Annotated in this window: 11 protein-coding genes; 5 read left to right on the top strand and 6 right to left on the bottom strand. The window is 69.9% G+C overall.

From position 1 onward, the window contains the following. Positions 1–3: 3 nt before the first annotated feature. From KBB57_RS11535 to KBB57_RS11510, 6 genes are all read right to left on the bottom strand, one after another. Positions 4–1,383 carry an L-serine ammonia-lyase gene (locus KBB57_RS11535; protein ID WP_290750140.1) on the bottom strand — a complete coding sequence of 460 codons (1,380 nt, stop codon included), beginning with the start codon at positions 1,381–1,383 and terminating at the stop codon, positions 4–6. 41 nt (positions 1,384–1,424) lie between these two features. Beyond that, a complete protein-coding gene (pflA, locus tag KBB57_RS11530) occupies positions 1,425–2,279 on the bottom strand; it encodes a pyruvate formate-lyase-activating protein (protein WP_290750138.1) in 855 nt (284 codons plus the stop codon). Between the two features lie 3 nt (positions 2,280–2,282). Next, the gene (pflB, locus tag KBB57_RS11525; RefSeq protein WP_290750255.1) at positions 2,283–4,526 is read right to left on the bottom strand and encodes a formate C-acetyltransferase; all 2,244 of its coding nucleotides are present in this window, start codon (positions 4,524–4,526) and stop codon (positions 2,283–2,285) included. Between the two features lie 52 nt (positions 4,527–4,578). After that, the gene (ilvA, locus tag KBB57_RS11520) at positions 4,579–6,090 is read right to left on the bottom strand and encodes a threonine ammonia-lyase, biosynthetic (protein ID WP_290750135.1); all 1,512 of its coding nucleotides are present in this window, start codon (positions 6,088–6,090) and stop codon (positions 4,579–4,581) included. Between the two features lie 132 nt (positions 6,091–6,222). Next, positions 6,223–7,404, bottom strand: a complete 1,182-nt coding sequence (locus KBB57_RS11515) for an acetate/propionate family kinase (RefSeq protein ID WP_290750132.1) — start codon at positions 7,402–7,404, stop codon at positions 6,223–6,225. 1 nt (position 7,405) lies between these two features. After that, the gene (locus tag KBB57_RS11510; protein ID WP_290750130.1) at positions 7,406–8,353 is read right to left on the bottom strand and encodes a bifunctional enoyl-CoA hydratase/phosphate acetyltransferase; all 948 of its coding nucleotides are present in this window, start codon (positions 8,351–8,353) and stop codon (positions 7,406–7,408) included. A gap of 387 nt (positions 8,354–8,740) precedes the next feature. On the opposite strand from KBB57_RS11510, the gene KBB57_RS11505 reads away from it, so the two are divergent. From KBB57_RS11505 to KBB57_RS11485, 5 genes are all read left to right on the top strand, one after another. Continuing rightward, on the top strand, positions 8,741–10,567 hold the full coding sequence (locus KBB57_RS11505) for an SLC13 family permease (RefSeq protein WP_290750128.1): 1,827 nt from the start codon (positions 8,741–8,743) through the stop codon (positions 10,565–10,567). Positions 10,568–10,715: 148 nt separating this feature from the next. Further along, a complete protein-coding gene (locus KBB57_RS11500) occupies positions 10,716–12,062 on the top strand; it encodes a V-type ATP synthase subunit B (protein WP_290750125.1) in 1,347 nt (448 codons plus the stop codon). 3 nt (positions 12,063–12,065) lie between these two features. Further along, positions 12,066–12,692: a V-type ATP synthase subunit D gene (locus KBB57_RS11495; protein ID WP_290750122.1), complete on the top strand. Its 627-nt coding sequence runs from the start codon at positions 12,066–12,068 to the stop codon at positions 12,690–12,692. Then, a complete protein-coding gene (locus tag KBB57_RS11490) occupies positions 12,689–14,482 on the top strand; it encodes a hypothetical protein (protein ID WP_290750119.1) in 1,794 nt (597 codons plus the stop codon). Before KBB57_RS11495 ends, KBB57_RS11490 begins: the two co-directional genes overlap by 4 nt. Continuing rightward, entirely contained in the window at positions 14,479–14,925 is a 447-nt protein-coding gene (locus tag KBB57_RS11485) for an ATP synthase subunit C (protein ID WP_290750115.1), read from the top strand. The genes KBB57_RS11490 and KBB57_RS11485 overlap by 4 nt, the downstream gene beginning before the upstream one ends. The last annotated feature ends 3 nt before the right edge of the window (positions 14,926–14,928 follow it).

Here is a 14,928-nt window from a genome sequence, read left to right as displayed (position 1 = left end):
GGTTCAGCAGTCCACCCAGACGACGGCGAGGCCGCCCTGGGAGGTCTCCTTGTACTTGTCGGACATGTCCTTGCCGGTGAGGTAGAGCACCTCGACCACCTGGTCGAAGGTGGGGCGCTTGGGCTCGTCGCCCTTGAGCATGGAGAGGCGCACCGCGTTGATCGCCTTGTTGGCTGCGAGCGCGTTGCGGGCGATGCAGGGGATCTGCACCAGCCCCTTCACCGGGTCGCAGGTCAGCCCGAGGTTGTGCTCCAGCGCCATGGCGCCGGCGTTGAGCACCACCGTGGTGTTGGCGCCTAGCACATGCGCGAGGCCGGTGGCGGCCATGAGGCTGGCCGAGCCCACCTCGCCCTGGCAGCCGACCTCGGCGCCGGAGAAGGAGGCGTTGATCTTCACCGGGATCGAGCAGCCGGCGGAGACCAGCAGGAAGTCGATCACCTTGTCGTCGTTCGCCGAAGGCGCGAACTTCTTGTAGGCCTGAAGCACCGCCGGCACGATGCCCGAGGCGCCCATGGTGGGGGCGGTCACCACCTGGCCGAGGCAGGCGTTCACCTCCATCACCGCCAGCGCATAGGCGTTCACGTAGTCCGAGAGCTGGAAGAGGTCGGCGCCCGGGGTGTTGCCCGCCTCGAGCTGGGCGTGGATCTGGCCGGCGTGGCGCTTGACGCCGAGACCACCGGGGATCTCGCCGGGCTCGGCGGCGATGCCGTCCAGCACCGACTTCTCCATGACGGCCGCGATTTCCAGTAGGCCGTCGCGCACCTCCTTCTCGGAGCGCCAGGCGAGCTCGTTCGTCATCACCACCTGGGCTATGGTCTTGCCCTCGCGCTCGCAGATCGCGGCGAGCTCGGCGCCGGTGGTGTAGGGCAGGGGCTTCTTGTCGCCCACCGCGTCCTTCGGGTTCAGCGAGTCGTGCTCGCAGATCACGAAGCCGCCGCCGATCGAGAAGTAGAGACCGCGCTTGAGCTCGGCGCCGCCGGCGTCGAGCGCCCGGAAGGCGAGGCCGTTCGGATGGGTGTCGTAGGTCTTCTCGCCGTGCCAGTGGATGTCGCGGGCCGGATCGAAGGGGACGAACTTGCGGCCGCCGAAATGCAGGGTCTTCTCCGCCTCGATGCGCGCCTGCTTGGCGGGGATGGTGGCGCTGTCGAGGGTCGCGGGCGCGTTGCCCTCCAGGCCGAGCATGCTGGCGAGGTCGGTGAAATGGCCCTTGCCGGTCAGCGCCATCGATCCGTAGAGCTCGATCTCGGCCTTCGCGGCGCGCTCGAACAGCCCCTCGGCGTCCAGCTCCTTCAGGAAGCGCTCGGCGGCCACCATCGGTCCGAACGTATGCGAGCTGGAGGGGCCGACGCCGATCTTGTAGATGTCGAAGACGCTGATTGCCATGGTGTCCTCCCTGGCGGCGCGCTGCCGGCGCCCTGGCTTGGTCAGTAGACGGTGAGGCCGCGGGCGCGGAACTGCCCGCGCACCCGCTCGGCGAGCTCGGGGCTGGGCGGCTCGGTCTCGGCGAGGGGGTAGGGGATGCCGAGCTTGCGGTACTTCTCCTTGCCCATCTGGTGGAAGCGCAGCACCTCCACCCGCTCCAGCGTCGGCAGGCCGGCGCAGATCTCGGCGACGCGCGCGACGTTCTCCTCGGCGTCGGTCAGGCCCGGCGCCAGCACGAAGCGCACCCAGAGCGGGCGGCCGAGGTCGGTGAGGCGCCGGGCGTAGTCGAGCGTCGGCTGCAGGGGATGGCCGGTGACGCGCTCGTAGGTCTCGGGATCGCCCGACTTGATGTCGAGCAGGTGCAGGTCGATGTTGGCGAGATCGGCATCCGAGAGATTGGTGCCGAGCCGCCCCGAGGTGTCGAGGCAGGTGTGCATGCCGAGCGCCTTGGCCTCGCGCATGATGGCGGAGACGAGCTTCGGCTGCATCGCCGGCTCGCCGCCCGAGATGGTCAGCCCGCCGCCGGAGATCCGCAGCACCTCGGTGTACTTGCCGATCTGGTACATGATCCGCGACAGCGGGTACTTGGCGCCGTTGTGCTTGTGCCAGGTGTCGGGGTTGTGACAGTACTGGCAGCGCATCGGGCAGCCGGTGAGGAACAGCACGAAACGGATGCCCGGCCCGTCCACGGTGCTGCCGACCTCGATGGAATGGACGTAGCCGACGAGCTCGTCCGCGGGCGCCTCGGCCAGATCCTCGGCATAGACCGCGTGATAGGATGCCGCCCGCTTGCGCTCGGCGGCCCCCTCGTGCGTGAGATGGAACTCGTACCGGCTGCCGACGAGGTTGCTGGACATGGGCTACATGGACCCGTGGAAGGTGCGGTTCAGCACGTCGAGCTGCTGCTCGCGGGTGAGCTTGACGAAGTTCACCGCATAGCCCGAGACGCGGATCGTCAGCTGCGGGTAGTTCTCGGGATGCTCCACGGCGTCGAGCAGCGTCTCGCGGTTGAGCACGTTGAGGTTGGCGTGGAAGCCGTTCGACGAGAAATAGGCGTCGAGCCCGCCGACGCCGCGGTCGATCCGGTCCTGGTCGCTGCCGAGCGAGGTCGGCACCACCGAGATCGTCAGCGAGATCCCGTCCTCGGCCTCGTCGTAGGGGAGCTTCGCCACCGACATCATCGCCGCGAGCGCGCCGTGGGTGTCCGCGCCGTTCGACGGGTTGGCGCCCGGAGCGAAGGGCACGCCGGCCTTGCGGCCGTCCGGCGAGTTGCCGGTCTGCTTGCCGTAGACCACGTTCGAGGTGATGGTCAGGATCGACTGGGTGTGCCGCGCGTCGCGGTAGGTCTCGTAGTGGCGGATCTTGGCCATGAACGAGCGGACCAGATCCACCGCGATCGCATCCGCCCGCTCGTCGTTGTTGCCGTATTTCGGGAAGTCGCCCTCGATCGTGTAGTCGACGATCAGGCCGGTCTCGTCGCGCACCGGCCGGACCGTGGCGTATTTGATCGCGGAAAGGCTGTCGGCGGTATGCGACAGGCCGGCGATGCCGCAGGCGAGCGTCCGCAGGATGTCGCGGTCGTGCAGCGCCATCAGGACCGACTCGTAGCAGTACTTGTCGTGCATGTAGTGGATGATGTTGAGCGCGTTGACATAGGTCCGCGCTAGCCACTCGCTCACGATCTCGAAGCGCGCCATCACCTCATCGTAGTCGAGCACGTCGCCGGTGACCGGCGCCAGCGGCGGGCCGACCTGCTCGCCCGACATCTCGTCGCGGCCGCCGTTGATCGCGTAGAGCAGCGACTTCAAGAGGTTCACCCGGGCGCCGAAGAACTGCATCTGCTTGCCGACCGCCATGCCCGAGACGCAGCAGGCGATGGCGGCGTCGTCGCCCCATTTCGGCCGCATCTGGTCGTCGCACATGTACTGGATCGAGCTGGTCTCGATCGAGCAGCGGATCGCGAACTCCTTGAACCCCCTCGGCAGCCGCGGCGACCAGCCGACGGTGAGGTTGGGCTCGGGGGCCGGGCCCAGGGTGAAGAGCGTGTTGAGGATGCGGAAGCTGGTCTTGGTGACCAGCGTGCGGCCGTCCTGGCCCATGCCGCCGATATACTCGGTCACCCAGGTCGGATCGCCGGAGAAGAGGTTGTTGTAGTCGGGCGTGCGCAGGAAGCGGATGATGCGGAACTTGATGACCAGATCGTCGATCAGCTCCTGCGCCTCGCTCTCGGTCAGCCGGCCGTCGCGGATGTCGCGATCGAGGAAGATGTCGAGGAAGCTCGAGATGCGGCCCACCGACATCGCCGCGCCGTTCTGCTCCTTGGTGGCGGCGAGATAGGCGAAATAGGTCCACTGCACCGCCTCGCGCCCCGTCGTGGCCGGGCCGGAGATGTCGTAGCCGTAGAGGGCCGCCATCTCCTTGAGCTGCTTCAGCGAGCGGATCTGCTCGGAGAGCTCCTCGCGCAGGCGGATGACCTCCTCGGTCGAATGGCGGTCGTCGAGCTCGGCCTTCTCGCGGTGCTTGTCCGCGATCAGCCGGTCCATGCCATAGAGGGCGACGCGGCGATAGTCGCCGATGATGCGGCCGCGGCCGTAGGCGTCGGGCAGGCCGGTGACGATGCCCGAGCTGCGGCACTTGCGGATCTCGGGGGTGTAGGCGTCGAACACGCCGTCGTTGTGGGTCCGGGTATACTTGGTGAAGATCTTGGCGATCTCGGGGTCGGGCTCGAAGCCGTAGGCCTTGAGGCTCGCCTCCACCACCCGCCAGCCGCCCTTGGGCATGATCGCGCGCTTCAGCGGCGCGTCGGTCTGCAGCCCGACGATCAGCTCCAGATCCTTGTCGATGTAGCCCGGCGCATGGGCGATGATGCTGGAAGGCTCCTGGCTGACCGCCAGCACGCCCTTCTCGCGCTCCTCGATGATCATCGGCATGAGCTTGTCCCAGACCTTGCGCGTGCGCTCGGTCGCCCCGGCCAGGAAGCCCGCGTCGCCCTCGTAGGGGGTGTAGTTGCGCTGGATGAAGTCGCGCACGTTGATGCGCGCCTGCCACGGCCCGGGCCGGAAGCCGCGCCAGGCGTCGGTTTCGGGCCTGTCGATCACGTCCATCTTGGCGGCCATTGCGTGTCCTCCTGGGAGATGTGCTGCGGGACGCCCGCGCTCAGCGCAGGAACATCCGGTATGCGGGGTTGTCGGTTTCCTCGACGAAGGGATAGCCGCGCTCCTCGATGAAGGCACGGAACGCCGGCTCGTCGCCGGGCGGCACCTGCACGCCCATCAGGACGCTCCCGTGGTCCGCCCCGTGGTTGCGGTAGTGGAACAGGCTCACCGTCCAGTCCGAGCGCATCCGGCTGAGGAAGGCGCCGAAGGCGCCGGGCGTCTCGGGGAACTCGAAGCTGTAGAGCTGCTCCTGCCCCGCCGCCGGGCTGCGGCCGCCGGCGAGGTGGCGCAGATGGGTCTTGGCGAGCTCGTTGTCGGAGAGGTCGGTGGTCGCGAAGCCCGCCGCCTCCAGCGCGCCGATCGTCGCGGCCGTGTCCTCGCGCCCGGAGACGTAGATGCCCGCGAACACCTGCGCCGCCTCCGCATCGCCGAGGCGGTAGCCGAACTCGCTGAACCGGTGCTCGCCGATCGTGTCGATCAGCCGGCGCACCGAGCCGGGCGTCCGCGGCACCGTGATCCCGAGCAGCGCCTCGCGATGCTCGCCCGCATAGGACCGCTCCACCACGAAGCCGAGCCGGTCGAAGTTCATGTTGGCGCCGCAGAGCACCGAGACCAGCACCTGATCGCGGATGCCTTCGCGCGCCACATAGTCCTTGGCCGCCGCCACGGTCAGCGCGGCCGAGGGCTCCAGGATGGCGCGGTTCTCGGCGAAGACCTCGCGCATCGCGGTGCACATCGCGTCGGTGTCGATGAGCATGATCTCGTCGATCACCTCTCGCGCGACGCGGAAGGTCTCCTCGCCCACCTGCCGCACCGCCACGCCGTCGGCGAAGAGGCCGACATGCGGCAAGAGCACCCGCTCGCCCGTCTCCAGCGACCGCTTCATCGCGTCCGAGTCCACCGGCTGCACGCCGATGATCCGTGTCTCGGGCCGCAGGCGCTTGAGATAGGCGCCGATGCCGGCGATCATCCCGCCGCCGCCGATGGCGATGAAGACCGCATGGATCGGCTCCTGGCACTGGCGCAGGATCTCCATCCCGATCGTCCCCTGGCCGGCGATCACCTCGGGATCGTCGTAGGGATGCACGAAGCTGAGGCCCTCGGTCTTCTCCAGCTCCAGCGCATGGCCGAGCGAGTCGGTGAAGCTGTCGCCGTACTGGACCACCTCGCCGCCGAGCGCGCGCACCGCGTCGACCTTGATCGCCGGCGTGGACACCGGCATCACGATGACCGCCCGGCAGCCCTTGACCTTGGCGCCATAGGCCACGCCCTGGGCATGGTTGCCCGAGGAGGCGGTGATCACGCCGATCGCCAGCGCCTCGGGCGAGAGGCTGGCGATCTTGTTGAAGGCGCCGCGCATCTTGAAGGAGTTCGTGCGCTGCAGATCCTCGCGCTTGAACAGAAGCGTGTTGCCCAGTCGCTCCGACAGGATCGCCGCCCGATCGAGCGGTGTCTCGACCGCCGCCCCATAGACCCGCGCGTTGAGAATTTTCTCAAGATAGTCGATCGCCATGCGTTTCTTCCCGATACCGGGCGCTTGTCTCGCGCCTCGTCCCTTCTATGTCAGAAGTATATATGTCTCCATGATCACGATATGACGATCACCAATCTGGGTTTTCCATCCAGGGATTGGCCATGACCCAGATCAATTGACGAGATTGAGCGTGTGTCGGGCGATCATCAATTCCTCGTTAGTCGGAATGACCCATGCCGCCACCGCGCTGTCCGCCGTGCTGATGCGCGGCCCGCCGGCGGCGTTCGCCTCGGCGTCGAGCCGCAGCCCGAGCCAGCCCGCGCGCTCCGCGGCCATGGCGCGGATCGCCGCGGAATTCTCGCCGATGCCTGCCGTGAAGACCACCGCGTCGAGGCCGCCCAGCGCCGCCGCCAGCGAGCCGAGCTCGCGGCCGATGCGATAGGCGAAGAGCTCGACGGCCAGTCGCGCCGAGGGTGCGTCGCTCTCCAGGAGCGCCCGCATGTCGCTGGAGACGCCCGACACGCCGAGCAGGCCCGACTCCTTGTAGAGCAGCGCCTCGATCCCGGCCGCGTCCATGCCGAGCTCCTGCATCAGATAGAGCACCACCCCCGGATCCAGCGCCCCCGAGCGGGTGCCCATCGGCAGCCCGTCGAGCGCCGTGAAGCCCATGGTGCTCGCCACGCTGCGCCCCGCGCCCACCGCGCACATGCTGGCACCATTGCCGAGATGCAGCACCACCGTCCTGCCGGCCGCGGCCTTGGGGTCGTGCTCCGGCAGCGCCGAGGCGATGTATTCGTAGGAGAGGCCGTGGAACCCGTAGCGCCGCACGCCGAGATCGGTGATCCGCGCCGGCAGCGCGAAGGCCTGCGACAGCGCCGGGGCGCTAGCGTGGAAGGCGGTGTCGAAGCAGGCCACCTGCGGCAGGTCGCCCCGCCGCTCGGCGATCAGCCGGATCGGCAGCAGGTTGTGCGGCTGGTGCAGCGGCGCCAGCGGCGCCAGCCGCTCCAGCGCCGCCAGCACGCCCGCGTCGACCCGCACCGGCGCGGCATGGTCGGCCCCCCCGTGCACGACCCGGTGGCCGACGCCGATCAGCCGGTCGTCGCCGCCGGCCTGACCCTGCAACCAGCCGAAGAGATGGTCGAGCGCCCCGGCATGGCCCGGCGCCTCGCCCTCCCAAGCATGCTCGGCCAGCGTGCCGCCGGCCGCGTCCCGCGCCCGGAAGCGCGCGGCGCCGTAGAGCTCCTCGATACTGCCGCGAACCGCCACCTCCAGCGCCCCGCCGGCCCGCAGGTAGTATTCGGTGAACTTCAGGCTCGACGAGCCGGCGTTGACGACGAGGATCGCATCGGCCATCTCAGGACGCCACCGGCGCCGTCCGCTGGCGGTAGCTGGCCACCAGCGCCGCCACCGCGCAGGAGGCGAGGCGGCTCTGCACCGAATCCGCCCGGCTGGTCAGCGTGATCGGCACCCGCGCGCCGAGCACGATGCCGGCGGAATCGGCCGAGGCGAGGAAGCCGAGGCTCTTGGCCAGCATGTTGCCCGCCTCAAGATCCGGCACCACCAGGATGTCGGCCTGGCCGGCCACCGGCCCGCCGATCCCCTTGATCCGCGCGGCCTCGGCGCTGATCGCGTTGTCGAGCGCCAGCGGCCCGTCGAGCAGCCCGCCGGTGATCTGCCCGCGGTCGGCCATCTTGCACAAGGCCGCCGCTTCCACCGTGCTCTGCAACTTGGGGTTGACCGTCTCCATCGCCGAGAGGATCGCCACCCGCGGCTCGGCGACGCCCATGGCATGGGCCAGGTCGATGGCGTTCTGCACGATGTCCACCTTCTCCTCCAGCGTGGGGAAGATGTTGATCGCGGCGTCGGTGACGATGAGCACCCGGTCGTGGCTCGGCACGTCGAGCAGGAAGCAGTGGCTGAGCCGCCGCTCCGTGCGCAGCCCGGTGTCGCGGCGCACCACGGCGCCGAGCAGCTCGTCGGTATGCAGCGAGCCCTTCATCAGCATCTCGGCCCGGCCCTCGCGCACAAGCGCCACCGCCTTCTCGGCCGCGTCGTGGCTGTGCAGGGCGTCGACGATCTCGTAGGGCGAGATGTCGAGCCCCGCCGCCTCGGCCACGGCGACGATCTTGGCGCGCGGACCCACCAGGATCGGCGCGATGATCCCCATCCTGGCCGCATCGACCGCCCCTTCGAGGGCGGCGTCCGAGCAGGGATGCGCCACGGCGGTCGGGACAGGGGGCAGCTCGGCCACGGCGGCGATCAGCCGCTCGTACTTGCGGCGCGGCGAAGGTGAATCGGTCATGTGAGGTTCCCTGGATTGCGGCGCCACAATGGCAGAACCGCCAAAGCGGTCAATCTCGCAGTACCGGAACGCACGGTTCCGCCGCCCGCCCTGATCCTTTAGTTTGGAACGATCTGAAAATCGCCCGCCATCCACATGGGGCGCGTATGACCGATACGGATTGAATATGCTTCACAAGTCGCGTGAACATGAGTCTTGTCGTGCGGCCAAATCGTTTTGTCCGGGATCTTGCCGGTCCCGCCCTTGACGCGATTCGGACCAGCCCCTAGCGTCGGCCGGAACGAAACTGGAAGCGGAACTCCGCGCAAGGCTGCATCTGTTGCTCGCGGCCTGCAGGTCCCGGGCCGGCGGCGGAGCATCGACGCGGTTTCCACACGAGGAGCGCACATGAGCGACGCAATGGTCGTCTTGCTGACTATGCTGGCCGCGCTCGGCTTCTTCATCTGGAACAAGATCCACCCGGTCATCGTCGCCGTCGGCGTGTCGCTGGCGCTGTTCTTCACCGGCATCCTGAGCGGCAACCAGGCGATATCCGGCCTCGGCGACCCGACGGTGGTGCTGATCGCGGGCCTGTTCGTGGTCGCCGCCGGGCTCGAGGCCTCTGGCTTCACCACCTGGGCGGGGCAGAAGCTGATCGAGCGGGCCGGCGGCAGCCAGAGCCTCGCCCTGCTGCTGCTCATGCTGATGGCGGCGGTCTTCACGGCGATCATCAGCGTCAACGCCACGGTGGCGGCGCTGCTGCCGGTGACGATCGTGGTGGCGCTCCGGCTCAACATCCCGACCTCGCAGCTCCTGCTGCCGCTCTGCTTCGCCTCCCACAGCGCCACCATGCTGACGCTGATCGGCGCGCCGCTCAACGTGATCGCCTCGGCCAGCGCCGAGGATGCGGGCTACGGGGGCATCGGCTTTCTCGAGTTCGCGGTGGCCGGCATTCCGATGATCCTGGGCTCCATGGTCATCATGTTCTTTACGCAGCGGCTCCTCCTGCCCCACCGCAACGGCGACTCGATGCCGCCCGACTTCAGCGCCCATGCCCATACCCTGGTCGAGCAGTACCGGATCGAGGACGGGCTGCACCGGCTGCGGCTGCGCGCGGATTCGGGGCTGGTCGGCCAGCCGAGCGAGGCGCTGGACCTCACCGGCTATCCCGACCTGTCGCTGGTCTCGATGCTGGAGGGCGGCAGCGAGCGGCCGCTCGCCCGCGCGGCGCTGGCCGAGAACGACGTGCTGCTCGTCCGCGGCGACGCCGCCGCGGCGGGGCGGCTCGCCATGGACCAGCACCTCGCCTTCTGCGCCGATCCCAAGGATGCGCAGGTCGCCGATACGCTCTTCAACCCCGGCTCCGGCCTCGCCGAGGTGGTGATCCCGCCGCGCTCCGAGTACATCGGCAAGCCCGCCTTCGCGGGCATGGCGACCCCCTCGGGGGATCTGCTGGTGCTCGCCATCCAGCGCGCCGGCCAGGATCTCGGGCCGGGGCCGCAGGTGCTCCAGGCCGGCGACACCCTGCTCCTGCAGGGCACGTGGGCGGCGCTCGACAAGCGCCTCGCCTCGCCGCAGGTGCTGGTGGTCGACAGCCCCGACCTCGTGCGCCGGCAGGCGGTGCCCCTCGGCCACAAGGCGAAGCAGGCGATCGGCGTGCTCCTGCTGCTGGTGGCGCTGCTCGTGATCAACCCCTGGCCGGCGGCGATCACCGCGGTGATCTGCGCGGGGCTGATGGTGCTGCTCGGCGTGCTGAACGTGCCGCAGATGTGGCGCGGCATCGACTGGAACACCTGCATCCTGGTCGGCGGCATGATCCCGCTGGCCGCCGCGATGACCCAGAGCGGCCTCGCGGTGATGATCGCCGACGGGATGATCGGGCTGCTCGGCGGCTTCGGCCCGCTCGGGGTGCTCGGCGGCCTGTTCCTGGTGACGGCGGGGATCACCCAACTGATGTCGAACACCGCCGCGGCGCTGGTCATGCTGCCGATCGCGGTGGCCGCGGGGCCGGAGGCCGGCATCTCGGCGATGCCGCTGATCATCGCGGTGGCCATGGGCGCCCATGCGGCGCTGCTGACGCCGGTGGCGACGCCGGTCAACCTGATGGTGATGGGCCCCGGCGGCTACAAGTTCAGCGAGTACTGGAAGTTCGGCCTGCCGGTCCTCGTCTGGTGGTTCGTCGTCGCTCTCTTCATCGTGCCGCTCTACTGGCGCTTCGGGAGCGTCGCGGGGTGACGTCCCCGCGGCGCGCGAGGCCCCGGCCGCCAGAGGAATCGGGGCGATGTCTTTGCGCTCCGATGATGCGGCGGGGCAGGTCTCGATACCGGCAAGGAATGCGTGCGGGCCTCTAGGGCAAAGCAACGGGAACTGGGAGGCGGTCGTTTTGTCTGGCGTTTCCATCAACTACGACAGGGTGCTCTCCATCGTCGGCGATGTGGTGCGCATCGCCCTGCCCCCGCAGACGCGCGACGGCCCGGAGGGGCCGCGCCTCGGCGACCTCGCGCTCGTCGGCGAGCGCGACGCCGCCCCCCGCCTCGCCCAGGTGGTGCGGCTCGACGAGGGCGAGGCCTCGCTGCAGGTCTTCTCCGGCACCGCCGGCCTCTCGACGCGGACGCAGGCGCGCTTCCTCGGCCATGCGCCGCGGGTGGCGTTCTCGCCCAACATCCTCGGCCGGGTCTTCGCCGGCGACGGGCGGGTGGCGGACGGCGGGCCCTCGCTCGCCCACGACCCGCAGGCGTCGATCGGAGGCCCCTCGCCTAACCCGGCGCGCCGCGCGCTGGCGTCGCGGATGATCCGCACCGACGTGCCGATGATCGACGTCTTCAACTGCCTGGCGGAGAGCCAGAAGATCCCGATCTTCTCCACCGCCGGCGAGCCGCACGACGCGCTCCTGGCCCGCATCGGCGTGCAGGCCGACGCCGACGTGGTGGTCTTCGGCGGGCTCGGCCTCACCTTCGACAGCTACTGGCGGTTCCGCTCGACCTTCGAGGACGCCGGCGTCTTCGCGCGCACGGTGATGTTCGTCAACCAGGCCTCCGACCCGGCGCTGGAGCGGCTGCTCGTCCCCGACATGGCGCTGGCCGTGGCCGAGAAGTTCGCCGTCGAGGAGAAGAAGCGGGTGCTGGTGCTCCTCACCGACATGACCGCCTATGCGGATGCGATGAAGGAGGTGGGCATCGCCATGGAGCGGGTGCCCTCCAACCGCGGCTATCTCGGCGATCTCTACTCGCAGCTCGCCCGGCGCTACGAGAAGGCCGCGGTCTTCCCCGGCGCGGGGTCGGTGACGATCCTCACCGTCACCACCATGCCCGGCGGCGACGTCACCCATCCGGTGCCCGACAACACCGGCTACATCACCGAGGGGCAATTCTACCTGCGCGACGGGCGGATCGACCCGTTCGGGTCGCTCTCCCGCCTGAAGCAGCACGTCATCGGCAAGGAGACCCGCGAGGATCACTCGGCGGTGATGAACACGATGATCCGCCTCTATTCCGGCGCCCGCGACGCGCAGCGCAAGCAGGCGATGGCCTTCGAGCTCTCGGAGTTCGACGAGCGGCTGGTGCGCTACGGCGCGCTCTTCGAGGAGCGGTTCATGGACCTCTCCGTGGCGCTGCCGGTCGAGAAGGCGCTCGATCTCGGCTGGGAGACCATGGCGGAGTGCTTCGCGCCCGAGGAGCTGCTGGTGCGCCAGAACCTCATCGACAAGTACTACCCGCGCAAGGCCGCCTGAGCCATGGCGCGCGTGCCCCTGTCGAAGTCGCAGCTCTCGCGCGAGAAGGAGAACCTCGTCGCCTACGGGCGCTATCTGCCGGCGCTCGATCTCAAGCGCCAGCAGGTCATGGGCGAGCGGCAGCGGGCACGACGCGCGATCGCCGAGATCGAGGCGCGGATCGCCGCCGCCATCGCCGAGGCGGGCGAGGCGATCCCCATGCTCGCCGACCGGCGGGTGGCGCTCGACGGGCTGGCGCGGCTCGGCGCGGTGCGGATGGGCTCCCAGAACGTCGCCGGCGTGCGGCTGCCGGTGGTCGAGCATGTCGAGGTGATCCGCGCCTCCTACGGCCGGATGGTGCGGCCGCACTGGGTCGACGCGGTGGTCGAGCGGCTCGCCGCCGCGATCCGCCTCCGGGTCGAGGCGCGGGTGGCGGCCGAGCGGCTGGAGCTGCTCGAGGCCGCGGCGGTCAGGATCACCCAGCGGGTGAACCTCTTCGACAAGGTGCTGATCCCGCAGGCCCGCGACAACATCCGCCGGATCAACGTCTATCTCGGCGACGCCGAGCGCGCGGCCGTGGTGCGCTCGAAGATCGCCAAGAAGAAGCGCGAGGCGGAAGCGCAGGCGAATTCGCGGGCGGGCGAGGCATGAGCATCGTTCCCATGCATCGGGTGACGCTTTGCGGCGTCGCCGGGGACAAGGCGGAGGTGCTCGACGGGCTGCAGGCGCTCGGTGTGCTGCATGTCGTGCCTCTCAGCGAGCCCGGCCCGCTGACGCCGGACGATCCGGCGACGCGGCGGCGGGCCGAGACCGCCTTCCGCCACGTCATGGAGGCGCCGGAGCGGCTGCGGCCCTATCGCGACGGCATGGCGTTCGACCCCGGGGCGGTGATCGGCGCGATCATGGCCAACCGCCTGCGGCTGCGCGAGCTCGCCGACCGCCGCGACGAGGTGGAGGCGCTGGTCGAGGGGCTGGAGCCCTGGGGCGACTTCGCCCTGCCCGCGCCGGAGGAGATCGGCGGCGAGCGGCTCTGGCTCTACGCCCTGCCGCTGAAGGAGCGGGCGGCGCTCGACCGGCTGGACCTGCCCTGGGCGGCGGTCGGGCGCACGCCCACGGAGCTTCTGGTCGCGGTGATCGCGCCGGAGGAGCCGCCGGTCAACCTCCTGCCGGTTCTGCGCACGCAAGTGGGGGAGAAGCCGCTCGGGGCGCTCCGCGTGGAGCTCGAGGACCTGGAGATCGAGCTGGAGAAGGCCGAGCGCGAGCGGGCGGAGCTCAGCCGCTGGCGGGTGCTGCTCGGCATCGACCTCGCCGCCGCCCGGGACCAGGACGAGCTGCGCGAGGTCTCCGGCCAGACGCTCGACGAGGGCGAGGTCTTCGCGATCCAGGGCTGGGCGCCGAAGGAGGCCGCCCCCGCGCTCCGGGACTTCGCCGAGGCGCGCGGCCTCGCGCTGGTGACCGAGGCGCCGGGGCCGGAGGACAGCCCCCCGACCCTCCTGCGCGCCGACGACGACCGCCTCGCCATCGGCGGCGACCTGACGAGCTTCTACACCAGCCCCGCCTACCGGAGCTGGGACCCGAGCCTGATCGTCTTCGCCTCCTTCGCGGTCTTCTTCGCGATGATCGTGGCGGACGCGGGGTATGCGGCGCTCTTCGCCCTCGGCACCGCCTTCTTCTGGCGCCGGCTCGGCGCCAGCGCCGCCGGGCGCCGGGCGCGGATGCTGCTCGCCGCCCTCTCGGGAGCCTCGCTCGTCTACGGCGTGCTGGCGGGCTCCTATTTCGGCGCGCATCCGCCGGAGGGCAGCCTGCTCGGCCGCCTGCGGATCATCGACGTGGGCGACTTCCAGAAGATGATGGTGGTCTCGGTGGCCATCGGCTGCCTGCACATCGCCATCGCGCTCGGGACCGTCGCCTGGCTCAACCGCGGCACGCCGCGCGCGCTCGCGGCGCTCGGCTGGATCGGGGTCATCGCCGCCGGGCTGCTGATCTGGCTCGGCGGCGACATCCTGCGGGCGGCCGGGATGGTGGCGCTGGCCGCGGGGCTCGGCGCCGTCTTCTGGGGCAGCGCCGCCGGCAGGCCGGTGAACAGGCCCTCCGACTGGCTCTTCCGGATCAGCGACGGGCTCCTCGGGCTTACCGGCGTCACCAAGCTCTTCGGCGACATCCTGAGCTATCTCCGGCTCTTCGCCCTCGGCCTCGCCAGCGCCTCGCTGGCGGCGACCTTCAACGACCTCGCCGGGCAGGTGCGCGAGCTGCATCCGGGCATCGGCGTGCTCCTGGCGATCGTCGTGCTCGTCTTCGGCCACGCGATCAACGTCGTCATCGGCATCATGAGCGGCGTGGTCCACGGGCTCCGGCTCAACTACGTCGAGTTCTTCGGCTGGGGCCTGTCCGAGGAAGGCTATCCGTTCCGCGCGTTCGCAAAAAGGGAGGCGCCCGCATGAATGAACTCATCGTCCTGCTCGGCTGGCTGGGGGTGTTCGCGCCCGTGGGCGGCGGCGCGCTCGGCAGCGCGATCGGGGTGGCGATCGCCGGCCAGGCGGCGATCGGCGCGATGCAGGAGACCGACAGCGGCTATGGCCGCTTCATCGGCGCCGCGGCGATCCCGTCCTCGAACGTGATCTACGGCATCGTGGTGATGTTCGCGCTCCAGCGGGCGGTGACGCCGGAGAACGGCGGCGCGCTCTTCGGCATCGGCTTCGTGCTCGGGCTCGCGCTCCTCTACATCGGCATCTGGCAGGGACGCGCGCTGGCGAGCGCGGTGGCGGCGTCGAAGAACAAGCCCGAGATCTTCGGCCTGGCGCTCGCGCCCGCGGCCATCGTCGAGGGCTTCGCGGTCTTCTCCTTCGTCTTCGCGCTGGTGCTCGCGGGCGGCATCGAGGGGTAGCGA

The sequence above is a fragment of the Amaricoccus sp. genome (genome assembly GCF_017993425.1).
Classification (GTDB): Bacteria; Pseudomonadota; Alphaproteobacteria; order Rhodobacterales; family Rhodobacteraceae; genus Amaricoccus.
Note: the sequence above shows the minus strand (reverse complement) of the source record. Positions and strands in the feature narration are given on the sequence as shown.

What these genes read in the sequence shown, in the direction of transcription:
- KBB57_RS11505 (WP_290750128.1), top strand. Translation starts at nt 8,741, where the DNA reads ATGAGCGACGCAATGGTCGTCTTGCTGACTATGCTGGCCGCGCTCGGC.
- pflA (WP_290750138.1), bottom strand. Translation starts at nt 2,279, where the DNA reads ATGTCCAGCAACCTCGTCGGCAGCCGGTACGAGTTCCATCTCACGCAC.
- KBB57_RS11485 (WP_290750115.1), top strand. Translation starts at nt 14,479, where the DNA reads ATGAATGAACTCATCGTCCTGCTCGGCTGGCTGGGGGTGTTCGCGCCC.
- ilvA (WP_290750135.1), bottom strand. Translation starts at nt 6,090, where the DNA reads ATGGCGATCGACTATCTTGAGAAAATTCTCAACGCGCGGGTCTATGGG.
- KBB57_RS11515 (WP_290750132.1), bottom strand. Translation starts at nt 7,404, where the DNA reads ATGGCCGATGCGATCCTCGTCGTCAACGCCGGCTCGTCGAGCCTGAAG.
- KBB57_RS11495 (WP_290750122.1), top strand. Translation starts at nt 12,066, where the DNA reads ATGGCGCGCGTGCCCCTGTCGAAGTCGCAGCTCTCGCGCGAGAAGGAG.
- KBB57_RS11510 (WP_290750130.1), bottom strand. Translation starts at nt 8,353, where the DNA reads ATGACCGATTCACCTTCGCCGCGCCGCAAGTACGAGCGGCTGATCGCC.
- KBB57_RS11490 (WP_290750119.1), top strand. Translation starts at nt 12,689, where the DNA reads ATGAGCATCGTTCCCATGCATCGGGTGACGCTTTGCGGCGTCGCCGGG.
- KBB57_RS11535 (WP_290750140.1), bottom strand. Translation starts at nt 1,383, where the DNA reads ATGGCAATCAGCGTCTTCGACATCTACAAGATCGGCGTCGGCCCCTCC.
- pflB (WP_290750255.1), bottom strand. Translation starts at nt 4,526, where the DNA reads ATGGACGTGATCGACAGGCCCGAAACCGACGCCTGGCGCGGCTTCCGG.